Source organism: Bradyrhizobium sp. P3_C3, from assembly GCF_056402655.1.
In genome coordinates this window covers 309,974-327,007 of record NZ_JBFUGY010000002.1, presented here as the reverse complement: position 1 = coordinate 327,007, position 17,034 = coordinate 309,974, and the positions used below count along the sequence as shown (strand labels likewise).

Here is a 17,034-nt window from a genome sequence, read left to right as displayed (position 1 = left end):
GCGGGTACAGAGCTCGTTACCTTGCAGCGCCTTGAGCATCGGCACGCGCGATGGGCCGCCGCAACGTCGACTTAGGATGTGTCTTGTGCCGCAGTTTCGCTGCCCCCGCGTGCCCGTTGCCCCGGCCACCCGTAAGCCGAGATCAGGCTCATGTCGGCCTCAAAATCCGTGCCGGTCATATTGAGGGAGCGGCTGCACTGTTGAAGGGCTTCTTCATATTGACGGAGGTGCAAGTGTGCGACGCAGAGCAGCCGCGCTGCGATGGTATCTTGCAAGACGGCCAGGTTTGCGAGGTCGCCGTCGAACCGATCCGACCAGATGTCGCGGGCGGTCTGAAGGTCGGTCAGAGATACGTTGACCCGCACCTGGTCTCCGTTGCGTCTCACCGCGCCCCGCACGGCCCAGCGGACGCGGAGATCCGTCCCGAGCTGCTGCAAATCGATCACCTTCTTCTTGTAGGTCAAGGCGGTGTCGCGTCCAACAACGAGAGTGGCGGGCGTTCGCGCGAGATCGGTGGTCAAGCCTGTCGAGATCGAGTCGGCAAAGGAGTCCTGCGCCGGACCGTCGTTGAGGCTGGCGAAGGGCAACACGACGAGAGAGAGGCGAGGCGCGATCTCGGGCCTGACTGTCGGCTGTGGCTGGATATTTTGAGCTTCCCGTTGTGCGTCGGTACGGACCGTCTTCCAGGCATTCCAGTATCCGGCAACGCCGCCGGCAATTGCGCCGATGGCGGCGACCGACGCCAGCACGCTGCCGACGAGCTTCAAACGGCCCCTGAGGTCCTCCAGCCAGCCGGCGGATCGCCGTTCGCCAACAGCGTTTGCAGAGGCCACCGGGATCGTAACTGCTGCCGTGGTTCCTGGTTGCCGATCCTCATCGTGCACGGCGCCCACGAAACGAAAGCCCTTGCGTGGAAATGTCTTGATAAGACGTTGTTGCTGGCCGGAGTCACCGATCGCGCGTCGGACGGCGTTCAGCCGGGTCGTCAGCGCCGCATCGGATACGATCCGGCCATTCCAAATCGCGTTGACGAGATCGTCCTTGCTGACGACGCGATCCCTGCTGCGGATCAGATGTTCGAGCAGATCGAGAACCTGGGGTGTGGTGGGCACCACATCGAGCCCGCGCCGCAATTCGCGCCGCTCGGTGTCCAACGCACAGTCCTCGAAGAAATAGCGCATGGCACCATTCTCCAAGCCTGCCCTCTATTCTCCGAGGGCGCGGGAGCAATAATCCGTGGAGAATAGGCCTTCGCTAGCGAAAATGTAAGCCGCGAACATTGGTCCACCCCGTCAGGGGGTGCCAACGTCGTGCTTTTCCGGAAGGCCCGCTGCGCAGAGACCCTTCTCGAAGATCGCGAAGTCATCTGCCCGGCGAAACGGTGCCAGATTCTCGAGATTGGCACGAAGATCTGGATTGCATTCAAGGGCTTGCAGGAGGGATCGTTGCGCTCGTTCATGCCGCCCGGCGAATGCGTTGCTGGCTGCGGCAATGCAGGTCACGAGCAGGAAACTCGTCTGACCACGCAATGCGGTCTCGGCGCATGATACTGCCGCGTCATAGCGGCCCGCCAGAAAATGCGCATATGCCATGGCTCCCTGCGCGTCGTAGTACATGGGCAGATCGAGTGGGCTCAATCTCACGGCATGTGCGGAGTGCTCGAGGGCGAGATCCGGCTCTCCCCTCCAAACTCTCAGCCACGCACTGGTGGCCCAGGCTTGCGCGAAGTTCGGGTTGTCAGCCAAAGCTCGATCCACGAAAGCAGCCGCGTCGTCGAACTCATGGGCTATGAAGGCGAGCGCATATCCACCCACGGACAGTGCAACCGGATCATTTGCCCCCAGTTCTACGGCCTTCCGGGCCAGCCGGGTGGCTTCCGCAATTTCCTTCGCCGGATCGCTGATCCAGCCGTTCGCCTTGCGCCGGGTATAGCACCAGGCGGCCATGGCATAGCCACAAGCCAGTCGAGGGTCGAGTTCGGTCGCCTTGCAAAAGAGCTGCAGCGCCTCGGTGTTTGCGTTGTTGGACCAACGGGATTTCGCCAGCCCGCGCAGATAATGATCATACGCATCCAGATTTTCGGGCGGCTTTCGCCTTGCCCGCTTGATCTCCTCACGCTGCAGCCTCGGGGCGATTGCGCCTATGACACTGGACGTCAGATTGTCCTGCAGATCGAACATGTCCTCGATCGGGCCCTCAAAGCGGTCTGCCCAGAGATGCGTTCCAGTTTCGGCATCGATCAGCTGTCCCGCGATTCGAATGCGATTTCCGGCCTTGCGCACGCTGCCTTCGAGTACATAGCGTACACCCAGCTCGCGGCCGACCTGCTTTACGTCGACGACCCGGCCCTTATACGCAAAGCTCGAATTGCGTGCGATCACGAACAGCCAGCGAAAATGAGCGAGGGCCATCGTGATTTCCTCCACGATGCCGTCTGCGAAATACTCCTGTTCGGGATCGGAGCTGAGGCTGACGAAAGGGAGTACGGCAATCGAGGGCTTATCCGGTAGCGGGAGGGTCGCTGTTCTCGCTTCTGACCGGTGAGGGACGGCTGAAGGGTCCGGCTCCCGCACTTCCCGAACGGCTCCGACGAAACGGAAGCCCTTGCGCGGGATCGTCTTGATCAGGCGCTGCGCTTCCCCGCAATCGCCGACTGCCGTGCGGACGCCATTGATGCGGGTCGCAAGCGCGGCCTCCGATACGATGCGCCCCTTCCAGATCGCGTTCATGAGGTCGTCTTTGCTGACGACACGCTCCCTGTTGCCGATCAAGTAGTCGAGAATGTCGAAGACCTGTGGCGCAACGGAAACAGCATCGGCCCCGCGATGCAGCTCGCGCCGATCCGTGTCGAGCACGTATTCATCGAAGAGATAGCGCAAGTTGCCACTCCCGTCGTTGGATGAAGCCGCCTCTGCACCTGCTGGGGCGTAAAGTAAGGCGCCGGTCAGGAAAATGTAAGCTGCACGTCAAGCGTGCCCGGCGAAGTCCTGACATCCTGCCCTCGGTAAAGGTATCGCCAAGGGATATCGCCGATGAGTACCATCAACGGCGTTGCACAGGTGCGACGGACTGCCACACCCGTGCAGCAAGTGACCAGCCTTTTCCTGCGGGTCTGGAGCGCATGGCAGAAGCGCCGAAGACGACTGAAGGTACAAACCGCTCTCTGTGCCCTCAGCGATCGGGAGCTGATTGATCTCGGCGCGACGCGCGCCGAGATTGACTACATTGCCTTGCAGCAAGGCCGCGCAAGGCCCGATCGTCCGGCACCCTGGCGCATTGGTAGTGCGCTTGCGATCCTGTCGCTCGTCAACCTGTTCAGCTTGATTTCCTTAGATCGCGCCGAGGCTCAATGCACTGCGCAGGATGGTTTGCGGAGGCAGCTGGCGGTCAAGGTCGACCCACCGGCTCCCAGATCGGAGATTCCGATCAGCTCCGCTGCAGATGTCCTGGCGTGGAAGACGATCCGGATAGGAACATTCACGGACACGTTCGCTCTTCGCAGCGCGATGAGCGCAATGGGCTGCGGCGTCGGGAACGCGGCCGATGAGATACTCGCTCGACCGGCCTTTACCCTAAGCCGCAAGAAGGCGGAGGTTGAGCTTGTTGCCGTGTCGGTTGCCGAGCTCGGCTTTCAAGGCGAGGCTTCGCTGCGGGAAATCTATGCGCGTGCACAACAGCTCGGTCTTGCTCTGGCGCCCGCCGAAATCGCGGCGCAGCTGAGACTCCAGTATTTGGACCAGCCGATCGGTGAGTTTCTCACCATCGGGATGGAGCCTATCGGGACGTGGGCGGGTGAAGCGGTCGTCCTGACGGTGGCGAATGGCGGAGCAGGCCTCATCCTGATCGGCCAGGACGGCCGTGAGGACGCGCAGATATCTGCGATATCCCGTTTTGTGTTCGTGCGACCCGGCTCATCCATGGCTCCAGAGACCGCAGCGATGGCCAGGTAGCATGCTGCGATCTCATTTGGTCTGGGCTCGATCAGGGCAACGGGTGATGATCACGCGTCGTGATGTGTTGTCGGCGGCCGCCGCCGCGTTCGCCGCTGCGCATATTTCACCGCGGGCGCTCGCACAGCCGATCGCGAGAACCGCGCATATCCTGACGGGCTTCACGCCCGGGCTGCAGGATGGGTTGGCGCGGCTCGTGGCCGGCCAGATGAGCGGCTATGCCGAAACCATCGTGGTCGAGACCCGGCCGGGCGCGGCCGGTCGCATCGCGGTGGAGGCGGTGAAGAGCGCCGACGCCGACGGATCGGTCATGCTGTTCGCGCCGCTCGGCTTCATGATGTTCTTTCCGCACGTCTACAAGACACTGAGATACCATCCGCGGGATTTCATACCTGTGTCGACCGTCGCCTCGACCCCGACATTGCTGACGGTCGGTCCCAGCGTGCCGGCCGACGTCAAGACGCTGGCGGACTTCGTGGCCTGGTGCCGCGCCAATCCGAAGCACGCCACCTTTGGTTCGCCGGGCGCCGGAACCTCGCTGCATTTTCTTGGCACGACGCTGGGCCGCACCGCCGGCTTCGATTTTCTTCACGTGCCCTATCAGGGCGGTGGCGCGATTCAGGATCTGGTCAAGGGCGTGATTGCCGCGACCGTCATGCCGATCGGCAGCTCGCTCGGACTCGTCCAATCCGGCGATCTTCGCGCGCTGGCGACCACCGGACCGCGCCGCAGCCTGTTTGTTCCGGCGGTACCGACGATGCGGGAGGCCGGATATCCGTCGCTCGAGGACCTCACATGGTTTGCGTTCTTCGTTCCGGCCAGGACGCCGGCGCCGATCGTCGATAAGCTCAACATCGCGATCCAGGCGGCCTTGCGCACCGACGAGGTCAAGGCCGGTATGGCAAAGCTGGCCGTCGAGCCCGACGCGATCGCCATGGAAGACTTCGGTCGGCTGATCGCATCCGAATCCGACCGGTGGAAGGCGATCGTGCAGGCAACGGGGTTCGTCCCGACCGATTGAAGCGGCATTGACAGGAGGCAACACATGAGCGGGCCGGCATCCGTGCATGATCTCGTGCAGTCGCATCGCATCACCGCGGTGATCTATGCGGCGGCGAAGCTCAATCTCGCCGAGGCCATCGGCGATGAGGCGAAATCGGTGGCCGAGCTCGCCCGGCTGGTGTCCGCCGACGAAAATGCGCTGCGCCGATTGCTCGTTGGCCTGACGACACTTGGCCTGTGCAGGCAGGCAGGCCGGGACCGGTTTGCCATGACCGAGCTCGGCCGGCAGCTCGACGAGACCGCCGATCCCTCCTTCAAGGACTGGGTTCTCTTCGAGGGCGAGATGCTCGCGCAATCCTGGATCGGACTGGTCGAATCCGTTCGCTCCGGGAAGAGCGCGGGTGAGCTGCGCGGCGATGGCGACGATCGTTATGCCGCGACGAGCAATGCGCCGGAATTCACCCGCCGCTTCAACGCTGCGATGGTCAGCCTGACGCGGAGCATCGTTCCAAGGATCGTTGCGGCGCACGACTTCGCGACCGCGCGCGTCGTCATGGATCTCGGCGGCGGCACCGGCGAATTGATCGGCGGCGTGCTCCAGCACAACCCGCATCTTGAGGGCATCGCCTTCGATCTCGCGCGCTGCGAGGCGGGAGCGCGGGCGCATTTTGACCGGCTTGGCATCGCCAATCGCTGCCGGTTCGTCGCCGGAAGTTTCTTCGAGAAGGTCCTGGGCGGCGCCGACACGATCCTGATGAAGAGCATCCTGCACAATTGGAGAGACGATCGTTGCGAGGTCATTCTGCGCAACTGCCGGGACGCGCTGCCGGCCAGCGGAACGTTGATCGTGATCGAGCGGATCATGCCGGAGCCTGCGACGACCGAGACCCAGGACCGCTCCTGCGCCATGAGCGACCTCAATATGCTGAGGGGACCTGGCGGCCGCGAGCGGACGGAAGCCGAGTACCGCAGGCTTGGCGTCCTGGCCGGCTTCGCCTTCGTCGGCACCAGCGGTGTCGGCTCGTTCAGCCTGGTCGAATTCCGAAAGGTCGGACACTGACTGCCGTCCGTTGGGGCGGCAGTCGAGTCTCATCCCATCAGGCCCTGGCGCTGGTTCGATCAGCAGCCCCGGCAGACGCCGGAGATCTTGCGATCCACGTTGGCATCCTCCTGGTCGAGGAAATCCAGCGATCCCAAACTCGCCGAGGGCACGTCGGAGGCGTGGGGCTGGCGGTGACCGACCGGGGCCGTCCACGGCCTGGTGGTCGTTTCCTTTCCGGGCCGCGACGGTTGGAAAGGTTGCGCCGAAGCTGCGCCCATCGTCGATACGATCGTGACCACAATCAGCATCTTTGAGGTAATCATAGGTGTCTCCAAATGCATCCCGCCCTGCATGTGCGGTTCAGACATTTAGATTTGCATCGAAGACCCGCTATTCCCTGTCATCGCGGAGGCGTGATACCGCCGTGGTCCGGCCTTCCGGAACGACGTTTGTCAGGCCGGCGCTTTCCTGCCGATCAGACCGAAGACGATCATGACGAGGCTGATGCCGCCGACAGCGCCCGAGACCTCTCCGACCGTGCGCATCAGGGCGGCAGGATCATTGGACCACGGCGTCATGTCCCGCATCGAGAGGAAGAACAGGACGGCGAGCACCAGCAGCACCGAGCCTACGGCAATCAATCGCCAGTTTCGCTTTCGCATGACAGACATTCCCCCGTATCGCCCACGGATGGGCGGGGCCGCTTAGGACGCAGGGAGATAGTGTCGTCGAGCCCGGGTCGGGTTCAATGGCCGCGAGCCGGATCGAACAAATGTGACCCTCATCCCCAATTTGTTCGCGGCCGCTGGTGGGTGGCCAACAGACGTTTTGACATTTTTGTGTTTTCAACGCTTTGACGGCTCGACCTTGTCGGCATGGACCAGTCTCGATCGTCCTTGGATGGACCCCGCACACGTCAGTGATGCCGTCACCTAGAAAATCGAACCAGGAGCTTATGTTCATGAGGATCACCGTTGAAACCACCGTAGCAGCCCCGATCGATCAGGTCTGGCGTGCCTATACGACACCTGCTGACATCATGGAGTGGAACGCCGCGTCCGACGATTGGCATACGACCAAGGCTACGGTCGACCTGCGGGAAGGCGGGGTCTTCTCGTCGCGCATGGAAGCCAAGGACGGCAGCATGGGCTTTGACTTCGCCGGGACTTACACGACGATCGTCGAACACAAGCTGATCGAATATTCATTCGGCGATCGCAAGGCCGAAGTCGAGTTCGTGCCCGGGACGAAGGGCGTCGTCGTCCGCGTTGTCTTCGATAGCGAACCGACACACTCGGTTGAGCAGCAGCAGGGCGGCTGGCAGGCCATCCTCGACAACTTCGCACGCCACGTGCAGGCGAAGCAGAAGACGTCGTGAAGCCGTGCGGGAGCAGGAGATGTCCCTGACGGGCGCCGTCGGCTTTCCGCGCGGAGCACCTGACGGAAATTGATCAGTCGAGGAATAGCCGGCTTGGTGGGCCGCCGCGTCGGTTGCCCCCTTCAGCCGGCGACCTCCGGTTTGCACCGGGCTCACCCGCGCGGTGGGCCAACAGGTGACGTCAAGCTGCTACGACGGCTCCACTCCCCCCGCGCGCGTCTCCGGGGGCGCGCCACGCTTCAGGGGAAGCGGCTGGTCGCCAAGCAACACCTTCACCACCACGTCACGCGCATTGCGGGGATCAAGCGAGTGCTTTGCGATCAGGTCGCTACAGTCGGCGACGATCTGGTCGGCGTCCTGCATGATCTTGAGCTCTTTGTAGCGATCGTGCCGATGCAGGCCCATGCTTTCGCCAACCACTTCAAGGATATTCATGATACGGAATGGCCAGTCGCGCTCGTGCGCGCACAGTTCGCGATGATCGGAATGATAGACCGCGACCAGTGCATCGACACTTGCATCGCGCGCCGCCTCAAGCTCCATGAGTTGCAATTCGCGCTTGTACTTTGGAAGCGCGCCGACATCCACGCTCTGCAAACCCACCGCCGGCTGGTTCAGATCGACGAGTTCGATACCGGGTACCGCCGTCAAGATCTCAGCTGCGGATTCCACGACGCCGGCCACGCCGGGATGCCTGTGCAGCGCGACCCGCATTTCGACCCTGCGCTGAAGGTGCGGCTTGAGCTGCCCCAGCCGGTCGCCGAGAAAGCGCATGAATGGGCTCATCTCGAACGGGCGCGACCCGTGCTGTCGCTCCACCGTTGGCAGGATGGTCTCCGTGTACTGGACGTAGCACGACGGGCACCAGGAGATCACCTGCCCCGAGTTCGAGTGCGACAGCTTTTCCATCGTACTCGATCCCATACGACCGGCCATCTCTGCGTCGCCGGACTTGAGCTGGAGAATGCCGCAACAATGGCTCGGTCCGCCCATCACCTGGTAACTGACGCCGAGCGCGTCCATGATATCGAGGGCAAGCAAGGCGATGTGCGGCGTCTTGAGCACATTGCAGCCGGTGTAAAACACGAAATCCGGCGTCTCAACGGGCGTGGCGACCGACGCCGATCTCTGACCCAGTCGTTCGAGCACGTCCGCATCGAGTTGCAGGCGCGAAAGCATGTTCACGCCACGACTGCCGTCGCGGTACCTCTCGACACCCCGCCGGCGCCGTTCGGCAAGCTCATTGTCCGACTTCGCGATGCCAAGCCGCGCCATGCTCAGCAGGAAACGCGGATTGACGCCATAGCTGCACGCCTTGATGCATGCCCCGCTCCGCATGCAGGACTGCGCCCATTTGCGCGACACTTCCGGGCCTTTGCCGGTACGCACCAGCTCGAGAATGCCGCCGATGATGTCTTCGGACTTTGTCGTCCGCGAGATGCCGGCCGGCTCGACACTCGGACAGGCCTCGACGCATTTCCCGCATCGCGTACAGGCGTCGAGCATGTCTTCGGCATATTCGGCCAGGGACGTCTCGAATGGGACCTCGTTCATCGGCTGCATGACCAACTCCCAGGCCTGCTGGCGGATCAGCTACGTGCGGCATACGACAGCGCCAGAACCTAACCCACAATTGGCGAGCTGTACACGAGCAGGCCGCAATCGCGTCTGCTACGCGCTGGGTGAGCCCGCTGCTGGCGTGCCCTTACTACCGGACCACCCGTGACCGATCTGGACTTCGCATTCGGGCCAACAGGCGTTCGTTAGCCGGCACGGCGACCGTCAGAGCAAGGCCGCTCTGCTGCCGGTCCCCGAAGGCCATCTCGGGAAATGGGGAGGATTATTTCTACCCGCCCCGCGGTAGCCCTTAAGGCCTTTGTTGGACGTTGACTCGCCTCTTGCGGCACGGACGATCCGGCACCAGCTTTCACAGGTCAAGTAGGGACCGGCGGACGATGATCTCTGTTGTTGTCGGGTCACGACAACATGCCGGTTGACCGACGATCTCTACGTTGGAGGGTCAACTATTTCGCCCCGCACGCCTCTGGCGCTTCTCATCATATCCCTGGGTGCGATCGCCGCGGTGTGGTGGTGGCTGGCCACACCGATCAACCTGGTGCGCGCACCGATCGATCCGAATGCCAAGCTGCAATGCATATCCTACGCGCCCTTCCGCAACAACCAAACGTCGGAGTCGCCGACACCGGTGCCGCGGGACCAGATCGCGGAAGATCTCGCCCAGCTTGCCAAAATAACCGAATGTATTCGTACCTATGCGACTGATCTTGGTCTCGATCAGATCCCCGAACTTGCGTCCAGGGTGGGGCTGAAAGTCATTCAGGGAATTTGGCTCGATAGGGACCGGCAGAAGAGCGCGACGCAGATATCCACGGGCATACGGCTCGCCCGGCAATATCCGGAAACCATCACCGCACTCGTGGTCGGCAATGAGGTTCTGTTGCATCGGAAGATGACACCTTCCGATCTTGCTGCCTTGATCCGCTCGGTCAAGGCACAGGTGCCGGTCCCCGTCACCTATTCCGACGTCTGGGAGTACTGGCTGCGCTATAGGGAACTCGGTGACGCCGTCGATTTCGTCACCCTTCATATCCTGCCATATTGGGAAAATGTCCCGGTCGCGGCGAAATCCGCCGCTGCTCACGTCGACGCCGTCCGAAAGCAGGTGGCGTCGGCGTTTCCGGGTAAGGAAATCCTGATTGGAGAAACAGGTTGGCCGAGCGAAGGGCGGATGCGCGAGTCGGCGCTACCATCGCGCACCAATCAGGCGCGGGTGATCTCGGAGGTCCTCGATCTTGCCCGGCGCGAGAATTTCCGCGTCAACCTGTTCGAGGCGTATGATGAATTGTGGAAGCATGAGTTCGAGGGCACCGTCGGCGGATCGTGGGGCTTATTCGATTCCACGCAGCGCACGCTGAAATATCCGCCCGGCATCCCCGTCAGCAATTATCCGCTCTGGAAACTGCAAATGAGCAGCGGAATGACGCTGGCGATCCTGGTGTTCGGCGCTGCATGGCTGACCTCGCGCCGGAAGCCCTCGCAGCCCCGGCTCGTCTCATGGTTTGCGGTCGGAATATCGGCAACCACCGCCGGAGTCCTGTTTGGGGTAGCCGCTCAAAAGATGTTCTATGAAAGCTACGGCGCGGGCAGCTGGCTGCTGTGGGGCGCACTTCTGGCGGCGGCAACTGCCTCGCCGCTGTTCGGCGCCAACGCCCTGATGTCCGGGCGCGCACCGCCCACATTTCTGGAATTGCTGGGTCCGGAGCACTACCGGACCCCATCGGGACTGGCGATCATGCACGGATTGATCTTGATCGTAATCATCGTGATCGGCACGGAGACCGCGCTGGGCCTCATGTTTGATCCGCGCGAAAAGGATTTTCCTTTTGCGGCCCTCACTATGGCGGCGGTCCCTTTTGCGGCGATGACGCTGCTCAATCGCCCGAAGAAGGGAATCCGCCCCATGGCGGAAGCGATGTTTGCCGTCGTATTCCTGGTGGCAGCCATCTATGCGACGCTTAGCGAAGGACCGGACAATTGGCAGTCGCTGTGGACTTGTGCTGCCTATATGCTGCTTGCGGTTACGCTGTGGCGGGCGCGCGCTTGAGTAAACCTGGCCAGCCGACTTCCGTTGTGGGTCAATCGCGTCACTATGGCCGCGTGCCGATCTCTTCCGGTCTACCTCTGTGAACGGAAATCGTCAGACTGCACCGGCACGTCTCACACGGGCCACAACCGGAATACTGTTGACCTGCCATCATCAAGTGTGACCCTCTTCACACACCTTCCAGCAGAGCGACGTTAACATGACATTGAGTCGTCCCGTTGAGGAGCAGATGACGACTCGATCTTCAATAAGACGGCGATAGTTTAACGCGCTCGCCAGCAGCGCGACAATGGCGTCCGGGCAAGATCAGGTTCGGAATGACGCCTTCCATGGGATGTCGGTCTAGCTCTCAGCGACGGCTTTGCGTTTTTCAAACTCAAGCAGAAAATCTTCGAGAGTTGAAAAGCATGATCTCAGAGAACACCCAAAAGCAGCTTCTGCTCATCTCCGGGATTCTCACCGCAGCGGGTGGCCTCATCGGTGCGGCAGCTGAGATCATCAAAAAGACGATCGGGCTGCCGCTTTGGGCGGCTGTCGCCCTTTACGTCGCAATTTTTCTTCTTGGCATCTGGATGCTAGCTAAATGGCGCACACGCCATTCTCGCCTTTTAAAGCCCGATGCGCTTATGCTTGATCGCGACAGCTCCGAACATCTCGTCGGCCGTGCAGATGACATCAATAATCTTCTCCGGCGATGCCTCGCCAAGCAGATCACCTTTCTGGAAGGCGAGTCGGGCTCTGGCAAATCAGCACTCGTGCGGGCTGGGCTCCTGCCAAAACTCAAGGATCACAGATCTGTCCAGCCGCTTCTGCTGGACGATTGGTGGGTCGATGATTGGGAGTGGAGCCCGTTTAAGGCCCTGAAGAGCGCCTTGATTGCAAGTGGTACCGTCGGCTCCGATGCCAAGGCCAACCCAACTCACGGCTCGTCAGGATCGTGCGGACGACGCTTGCCCGCGCTTGTGGACGTGGAACAGGAGCTTGTCCGGCTCAATGACAAGGAAATGCGCACCCCACTAATTATCTTCGATCAGTTCGACGACTATCAAGCGCGTAACAGGGAACGCTTTCTGCCCAATAACGTATGGCTCGATCCTGCTACATTGCGACAGAGCAATCCCTTCTGGGGCATGGTCGCAGGACTCTTAGAACAGGACAAGCTGCGTTGCCTGTTTGTCACGCGGAGCGATACTGCCGCTGGTCTCAGCTCTGTTGAGTTTTTCGGATCTGTCCAGGCTTTGCGCCTAGATCGCGTGCGCTCTCCCTATATTGCCGAACTGCTCACTCGCCTCACCGAAGGCACTCCTGCGGCGCCGGTGATTGCCGATCCGGACGCAGGCTGGACCAAGCTGCGCGACCGCATCATACGCGACATTTCCGAGCAAGACGTCATACTGCCCCAGCAGCTCAAGATCATGCTCGGCGGCATCCAAGGCCTAAAACCACTCAACGTTAAGCAATATGAGCGGGTTGGTGGAGTGGCGGGAATCGAGGCGTTCTATGTCGAGCAGCAAGTCAATGGAGCCGCGCGGAAAGTCAGGATGGCCCCCAGTCAGGTCCGGGCAGTGCTTGTGGACCTGATTGATCCCTTAAACATGACCAAAACGCGGTCTCGCGGCAGCGAGGATCTTCTTGCTGTCCTTGCGAAATCGAGCGGGCAGCCCGTCGCTCGCGCCGAGCTCGACAACGCCCTGGACGAACTGGAGCGGGGGGAAGTGCTTCGCAGCCCTAGCGATCCGGGGAGTGGTCACACTGTCTACCGGCTGGACCATGATTATCTGGTTCGCGGTGTGTCGGCTGCCGAGCGGCGGGCGAACCGCTGGCACTATCTTCTTGAGGACAGGGCCAAGGCGTTTCAGGAATCCGGCACGCTTTGGAAAAAGTGGAAGGCCCTCCTGCCTGTGGGGATGCAATGCCGCCTAGCATGGGCGCGGATGAAAGGCCGGTTCCGCTACGGCAACAGCCGAGGTTATGCCGCCTTGAGTCTCGCTCGCCTCCCAGCTCGGCTGTTCAGCGTAGGCGGGTCATTTGTTCTAGTTCTAGGTCTTCTGAGCTTTTTGATTTTTTGGAATATGGAAAGTAGAGCGCGGGAAGCCACCGCCACCTTCTTTAAAGAAATCCACAGCACAACAGACCGCGATCTAATTCAAGCTCGGACGGAAATGTTTATGCAGAATGTAAGAGCGCTGCAATTGTTCAAGCACGGCGAGATGCAGGCGATCGCGGGCCGGATAATTGACACGATGAATAGCACCACGAATGCGGATCAGATGATTGCCCTGAAAGGCGCACTTGTTGCCGTCGCATCGGAACTAAAGCCGGAGGAGGCGCAGACACTCGCTAGCTCCGTCATCCAGAAGATCCAGAACACGGCGGACACGGCTCACATAAGCACCCTGACGCAGGCATTTGCGGCGATTTCAGTTCTCCTGAGGCCAGACAACGCGAGGGCACTCGCTGAGCCAGTCCGCCAGGCGATCAAGGGCGAGGGCGATCCCAAGCGACGCCATGCCCTGGGATCGGCCCTTTCGGCCATCTCATCCCAACTAAAGCCGGAGGAAGTTGGGGCGCTGGATGGTTCGATCGTCGAGGCGATCCAGGGAGGGCAGGCTTTGCGTTAGTAGCCCTCTGCCAATGAGCGGCGGTCCACCCCGAAACCGGGAGAATCCGCGAATCAATCAAACGAGGCCATCCTGACTGGGTTAAGAGATCGATCGGGCTCAAGCGTCGGCAGGAGGTCCGGAATGGGTCAAAATGCGAAGGACTCAGAGCGAGAAAAGTCAGTCCGCTCTACCCCACCAAGCGGACCTCAATGAAAGGTGTCGCCACTTTGCTGATCGGCCAGCAGCAGACATTGATCAGAGACGAAAACCCAACTTCACCAACGTCGTTGGGGGGTGGATTTCAGTATGCCGGAGCGCAAGCGTGAACTAGCCCACATTGGGGAGACCCGCGCGCGTGCTAAACGGCACTGTGCGCGCCAACTAACTTCGGTTCGGCAAGAACTGGACGTTTTCGCGGAGTAGGCCATGGACAAGGATCGTCGAAACGCACTTTCCACGGAATACGGCGAGGTCTGCAGCAACTTTCGGACGCTGACCGACATCCGGTTCAAGTTGCTGGGTCTACTGCCGATCGCGACCGCCGTAGCCATTGCGCTCAAAGTCGACCACATTGATGGCCGGAGCTTTGTGTTCTCGTTGTTTGGCCTGATCGCAACGATCGGGCTCGTGACCTACAATACGAGAAATGACGAGTTGTATGATGAACTCGTGAGACGTGCCGCATACATTGAACGAAGCCTTGGTCTCGCGGATGGAGCATTTGCCAACCGCCCGCGCGCGTCGCTCAAGTTTCGTCTTTTCGGCATCCCATGGAAAGTCGACCACCGAGTAGGTATCGGCACGATTTACCTTGCGTCCATCGCTGTTTGGCTTTTCCTGGTCTTGGCGTCGTTGTCGGCTTGGCTGGCTCCGGAGGCCTCGGTATTGGCTACGCTGGCTGCTTTTGGGCTCGCAGTCATTGCGACCTGGTGGGCGAGGACGTGGATCAAGCGTAAGAAGAAAGAGGTCGATGAGGAAAAGAGATCCTTGGCCATCGAGGCCGTTCAAAAGGCGTTCTCAACCGATTTGTCGCGAGGCACGGCGGACGGGGGGCTGATAGATTTGTGCTTCAAGCTCGCGGACGAGAAGACGCGCGAAATCATCGCCAAACGGGCTCAGTTCTATGCCGGAATCGATCGCGACTCCTCAATCTACTACCCGCCGGGCGTCTCAAAGGAACAGGCTGCATGTCACTTGGTGGCGCTACTCACGGATTTGCCACCGCGGTGGCTGTTCGATTGCGCCACAAATCGAAGAGGAGACATGCCAGAGAAAAGTCCCGTATTGTTCCCGCCCCGCGCTGACGAGGTAAGGTGATAGCGCATTGATTTTCCGCTTTGGGTCAGAAGCACCAGCCTGGACCTTAGCCGACGACTTCCGGTCTAGCGCCAGCTTCGGAAGTTCTCTCGCGGCGCGAAGGGCCAAGGGGCGACATTGTCCGCGAGCGGCTGGCGCCAGAACAAATGTGAGATAGTTCATATCCGGCGCGTCGCCGACGTGTTGCCATTCCGATGTTACGGCGAAACTTCATTTCTTTCGCCACCGTGGCCGGTGCGTATCGCGCTACGGTTCGGACCGTGCGGGAGGCGTTGAATGGTCAATATCAAAGTTCCTCTTAATCCAGTGCAGAAACGCGGCTTGTGGCCGCCCAAAGGCGGGCGCGAATATCCGGTCTTAGATACGGACGACTGGTGGAAAATTGCGGCGCGCGAGCACATAGATGCGTGGGCGTTAATCGAATTCAATTTCCAAACGCACGTTCCTGAGGAGGTGAATTGGTATTTGCGAGAGCTCGTGGGTTGCCGCCACAGCCGTGACGGGGGGCGCAATTACGCGTTTATCGGGGCTGACCCGAAGCTGCGCAAAATCTATCTTCCCGCTGTGCCGCCTCCGCCCCCACCTGCACCCATACCCTGGCCCGACAAACTCAAGAAGCTCCAGTACGAGGTGGAGCATTCGAACGATCCACAAAAGGAACGGTTCCTGTGCATGCTCAAGGCGATGGAGAACCGCCGTGATGATCGCGTGATCTTTTGGTCCACCATAGCCCCGGGCCCCGAGTGGGTTGCTCCGCTTGGCGTTGAGGGAAGAGGGATTGGGAAAGCGTTGATCGATTCGCAGTGGCTCTATAAAAATATAAAGACTGTGCGGGATGTGGACCTTCTTCCGTATGGCAACGGACTACCGAGAAGCGATACTTTCGTGATCAGCTTCCACAAGTATCTGTTTGAAACGGCTTCGCCTTCCGTCGGCATACTGCGCGCGGCGAACGCAGAAATTGTCAAGACGCATGTCATGTTGGATCGTTGGGCGAACCAAAGCATGGGTGGAAGTGCGTCGATGCCGACGTGTTATCGCGCAATCAAAGAATTTATTCGCTTACAGGAGCAAAGTGATTACCCGTCTGTGATCAACTGCATCGTGACAACTGGCACGTAACCAGGTCCCTGGGCGGATGACTGCACCAATCCCCACCGCTTCAACGATTGCGGAGTCATCTGCTTCGGCGGCGTTGAGTCCACCGACACGCACCTCGCACCCGCAATTCACCACGTCAACACCCAATTGAGACATCCCATAAGCGGACTCTGTGGCACTGGCAATTGGGCTGGCCTTGGGGCTTGTTAGTGCAGCTGACACGTGTGACGGCGTTTCTTTCCTTTGTAGTTATCGTCCCGGTCTTTCTCATCCTGGCGCTAGGCCTTCTGAAACAAGCGCGCGCTCGATGAACAGGGCTTGGTATGTCTGCTTGGGTCAAAATGCGAAGAACGCAGAGTGAGCAAAGTCAGTCCGCTCTACTCCACCAAGCGGACCTCAATGAAAGGTGTCGCCACTTCGCAGATGGGCCAGAAGCGGACATTCCCGTTCGTAGCCTGAGTGTGCTAGCCTGAGGCACCATGCCCACACCTGCCGAAGCAGTAAGAAGCTACATCTTGGCCAAGGACGGCAACCGACCGTTCTTGATGAGGCAGGCGTTCTCTGAAGACATCGCACTCGAAATGGTGGTCAAGACCGACGCCATTTCGTTCCCCAACACGGCTTCTGGCTTGAACGCCGTGGAAGAAATTTTGGTGCGTCGTTTTGGTGTCGAATACGAGAACATCTACACCTTCTGCCTATCCCAGCCTCCCGAGGCTGACCGAACGCGCTTTCAGTGCCATTGGTTGGTGGGGATGTCCGCTAAGGCCGGCGGGCAGCCGCTGCGAGTTGGATGCGGACGTTACGACTGGCATTTCAATGAGCACGGAAAAGTGGTGAGGCTGGTGATCACCATTGAAGTCATGAAAGTCTTATCGGGCGCCGAACTCGATGGCGTGATGCGCTGGCTATCTTCGCTTCCCTATCCGTGGTGCAGTCCGTCTCAGGCTCTTCTGTCAGTTCCTGCGCAGAATGACCTGCGCGAGGTTGAAGCCTACTTGAAGCAGGCTCAATAA

General features: G+C 60.4%; 14 protein-coding genes. 9 read left to right on the top strand and 5 right to left on the bottom strand.

The features are described 5' to 3' along the window. Positions 1 to 71 precede the first annotated feature (71 nt). Both AC1DW2_RS04055 and AC1DW2_RS04050 read right to left on the bottom strand, forming a co-directional pair. On the bottom strand, positions 72 to 1,181 hold the full coding sequence (locus AC1DW2_RS04055) for a winged helix-turn-helix domain-containing protein (protein WP_441496866.1): 1,110 nt from the start codon (positions 1,179 to 1,181) through the stop codon (positions 72 to 74). A 111-nt stretch (positions 1,182 to 1,292) separates the two neighbouring features. Next, on the bottom strand, positions 1,293 to 2,879 hold the full coding sequence (locus AC1DW2_RS04050; protein WP_441496867.1) for a winged helix-turn-helix domain-containing tetratricopeptide repeat protein: 1,587 nt from the start codon (positions 2,877 to 2,879) through the stop codon (positions 1,293 to 1,295). 153 nt (positions 2,880 to 3,032) lie between these two features. On the opposite strand from AC1DW2_RS04050, the gene AC1DW2_RS04045 reads away from it, so the two are divergent. The 3 genes from AC1DW2_RS04045 to AC1DW2_RS04035 are packed head-to-tail and all read left to right on the top strand — an operon-like array spanning position 3,033 to position 6,012. Further along, a complete protein-coding gene (locus tag AC1DW2_RS04045) occupies positions 3,033 to 3,950 on the top strand; it encodes a DUF1127 domain-containing protein (protein WP_477005289.1) in 918 nt (305 codons plus the stop codon). A gap of 46 nt (positions 3,951 to 3,996) precedes the next feature. Then, positions 3,997 to 4,971, top strand: coding sequence for a Bug family tripartite tricarboxylate transporter substrate binding protein (locus tag AC1DW2_RS04040; protein WP_441496869.1), 975 nt, complete (start codon positions 3,997 to 3,999; stop codon positions 4,969 to 4,971). Between the two features lie 24 nt (positions 4,972 to 4,995). Next, positions 4,996 to 6,012 carry a methyltransferase gene (locus AC1DW2_RS04035; RefSeq protein WP_441496870.1) on the top strand — a complete coding sequence of 339 codons (1,017 nt, stop codon included), beginning with the start codon at positions 4,996 to 4,998 and terminating at the stop codon, positions 6,010 to 6,012. Positions 6,013 to 6,071: 59 nt separating this feature from the next. Here AC1DW2_RS04035 and AC1DW2_RS04030 read toward each other — a convergent pair whose 3' ends face one another. After that, entirely contained in the window at positions 6,072 to 6,362 is a 291-nt protein-coding gene (locus tag AC1DW2_RS04030; RefSeq protein WP_477005288.1) for a hypothetical protein, read from the bottom strand. An 84-nt stretch (positions 6,363 to 6,446) separates the two neighbouring features. After that, complete coding sequence (locus AC1DW2_RS04025; RefSeq protein ID WP_014498566.1) at positions 6,447 to 6,656, bottom strand: hypothetical protein; 210 nt, start codon at positions 6,654 to 6,656, stop codon at positions 6,447 to 6,449. A 299-nt stretch (positions 6,657 to 6,955) separates the two neighbouring features. On the opposite strand from AC1DW2_RS04025, the gene AC1DW2_RS04020 reads away from it, so the two are divergent. Next, on the top strand, positions 6,956 to 7,372 hold the full coding sequence (locus AC1DW2_RS04020; RefSeq protein WP_166076030.1) for an SRPBCC family protein: 417 nt from the start codon (positions 6,956 to 6,958) through the stop codon (positions 7,370 to 7,372). A gap of 189 nt (positions 7,373 to 7,561) precedes the next feature. Here the strand turns inward: AC1DW2_RS04020 and AC1DW2_RS04015 are convergent, their stop codons facing one another. Next, positions 7,562 to 8,935, bottom strand: coding sequence for a 4Fe-4S dicluster domain-containing protein (locus AC1DW2_RS04015; protein WP_477005287.1), 1,374 nt, complete (start codon positions 8,933 to 8,935; stop codon positions 7,562 to 7,564). 430 nt (positions 8,936 to 9,365) lie between these two features. Between AC1DW2_RS04015 and AC1DW2_RS04010 the strand changes: the two genes are divergently transcribed. From AC1DW2_RS04010 to AC1DW2_RS03990, 5 genes are all read left to right on the top strand, one after another. Then, on the top strand, positions 9,366 to 10,997 hold the full coding sequence (locus AC1DW2_RS04010) for a glycoside hydrolase family 17 protein (RefSeq protein WP_477005286.1): 1,632 nt from the start codon (positions 9,366 to 9,368) through the stop codon (positions 10,995 to 10,997). A gap of 407 nt (positions 10,998 to 11,404) precedes the next feature. Continuing rightward, entirely contained in the window at positions 11,405 to 13,618 is a 2,214-nt protein-coding gene (locus AC1DW2_RS04005; protein ID WP_477005285.1) for an nSTAND1 domain-containing NTPase, read from the top strand. 408 nt (positions 13,619 to 14,026) lie between these two features. Then, positions 14,027 to 14,917 carry a hypothetical protein gene (locus AC1DW2_RS04000; RefSeq protein WP_441496874.1) on the top strand — a complete coding sequence of 297 codons (891 nt, stop codon included), beginning with the start codon at positions 14,027 to 14,029 and terminating at the stop codon, positions 14,915 to 14,917. Between the two features lie 276 nt (positions 14,918 to 15,193). After that, a complete protein-coding gene (locus AC1DW2_RS03995) occupies positions 15,194 to 16,039 on the top strand; it encodes a hypothetical protein (RefSeq protein WP_441496875.1) in 846 nt (281 codons plus the stop codon). Between the two features lie 494 nt (positions 16,040 to 16,533). Continuing rightward, positions 16,534 to 17,034, top strand: coding sequence for a hypothetical protein (locus AC1DW2_RS03990; protein WP_441499249.1), 501 nt, complete (start codon positions 16,534 to 16,536; stop codon positions 17,032 to 17,034).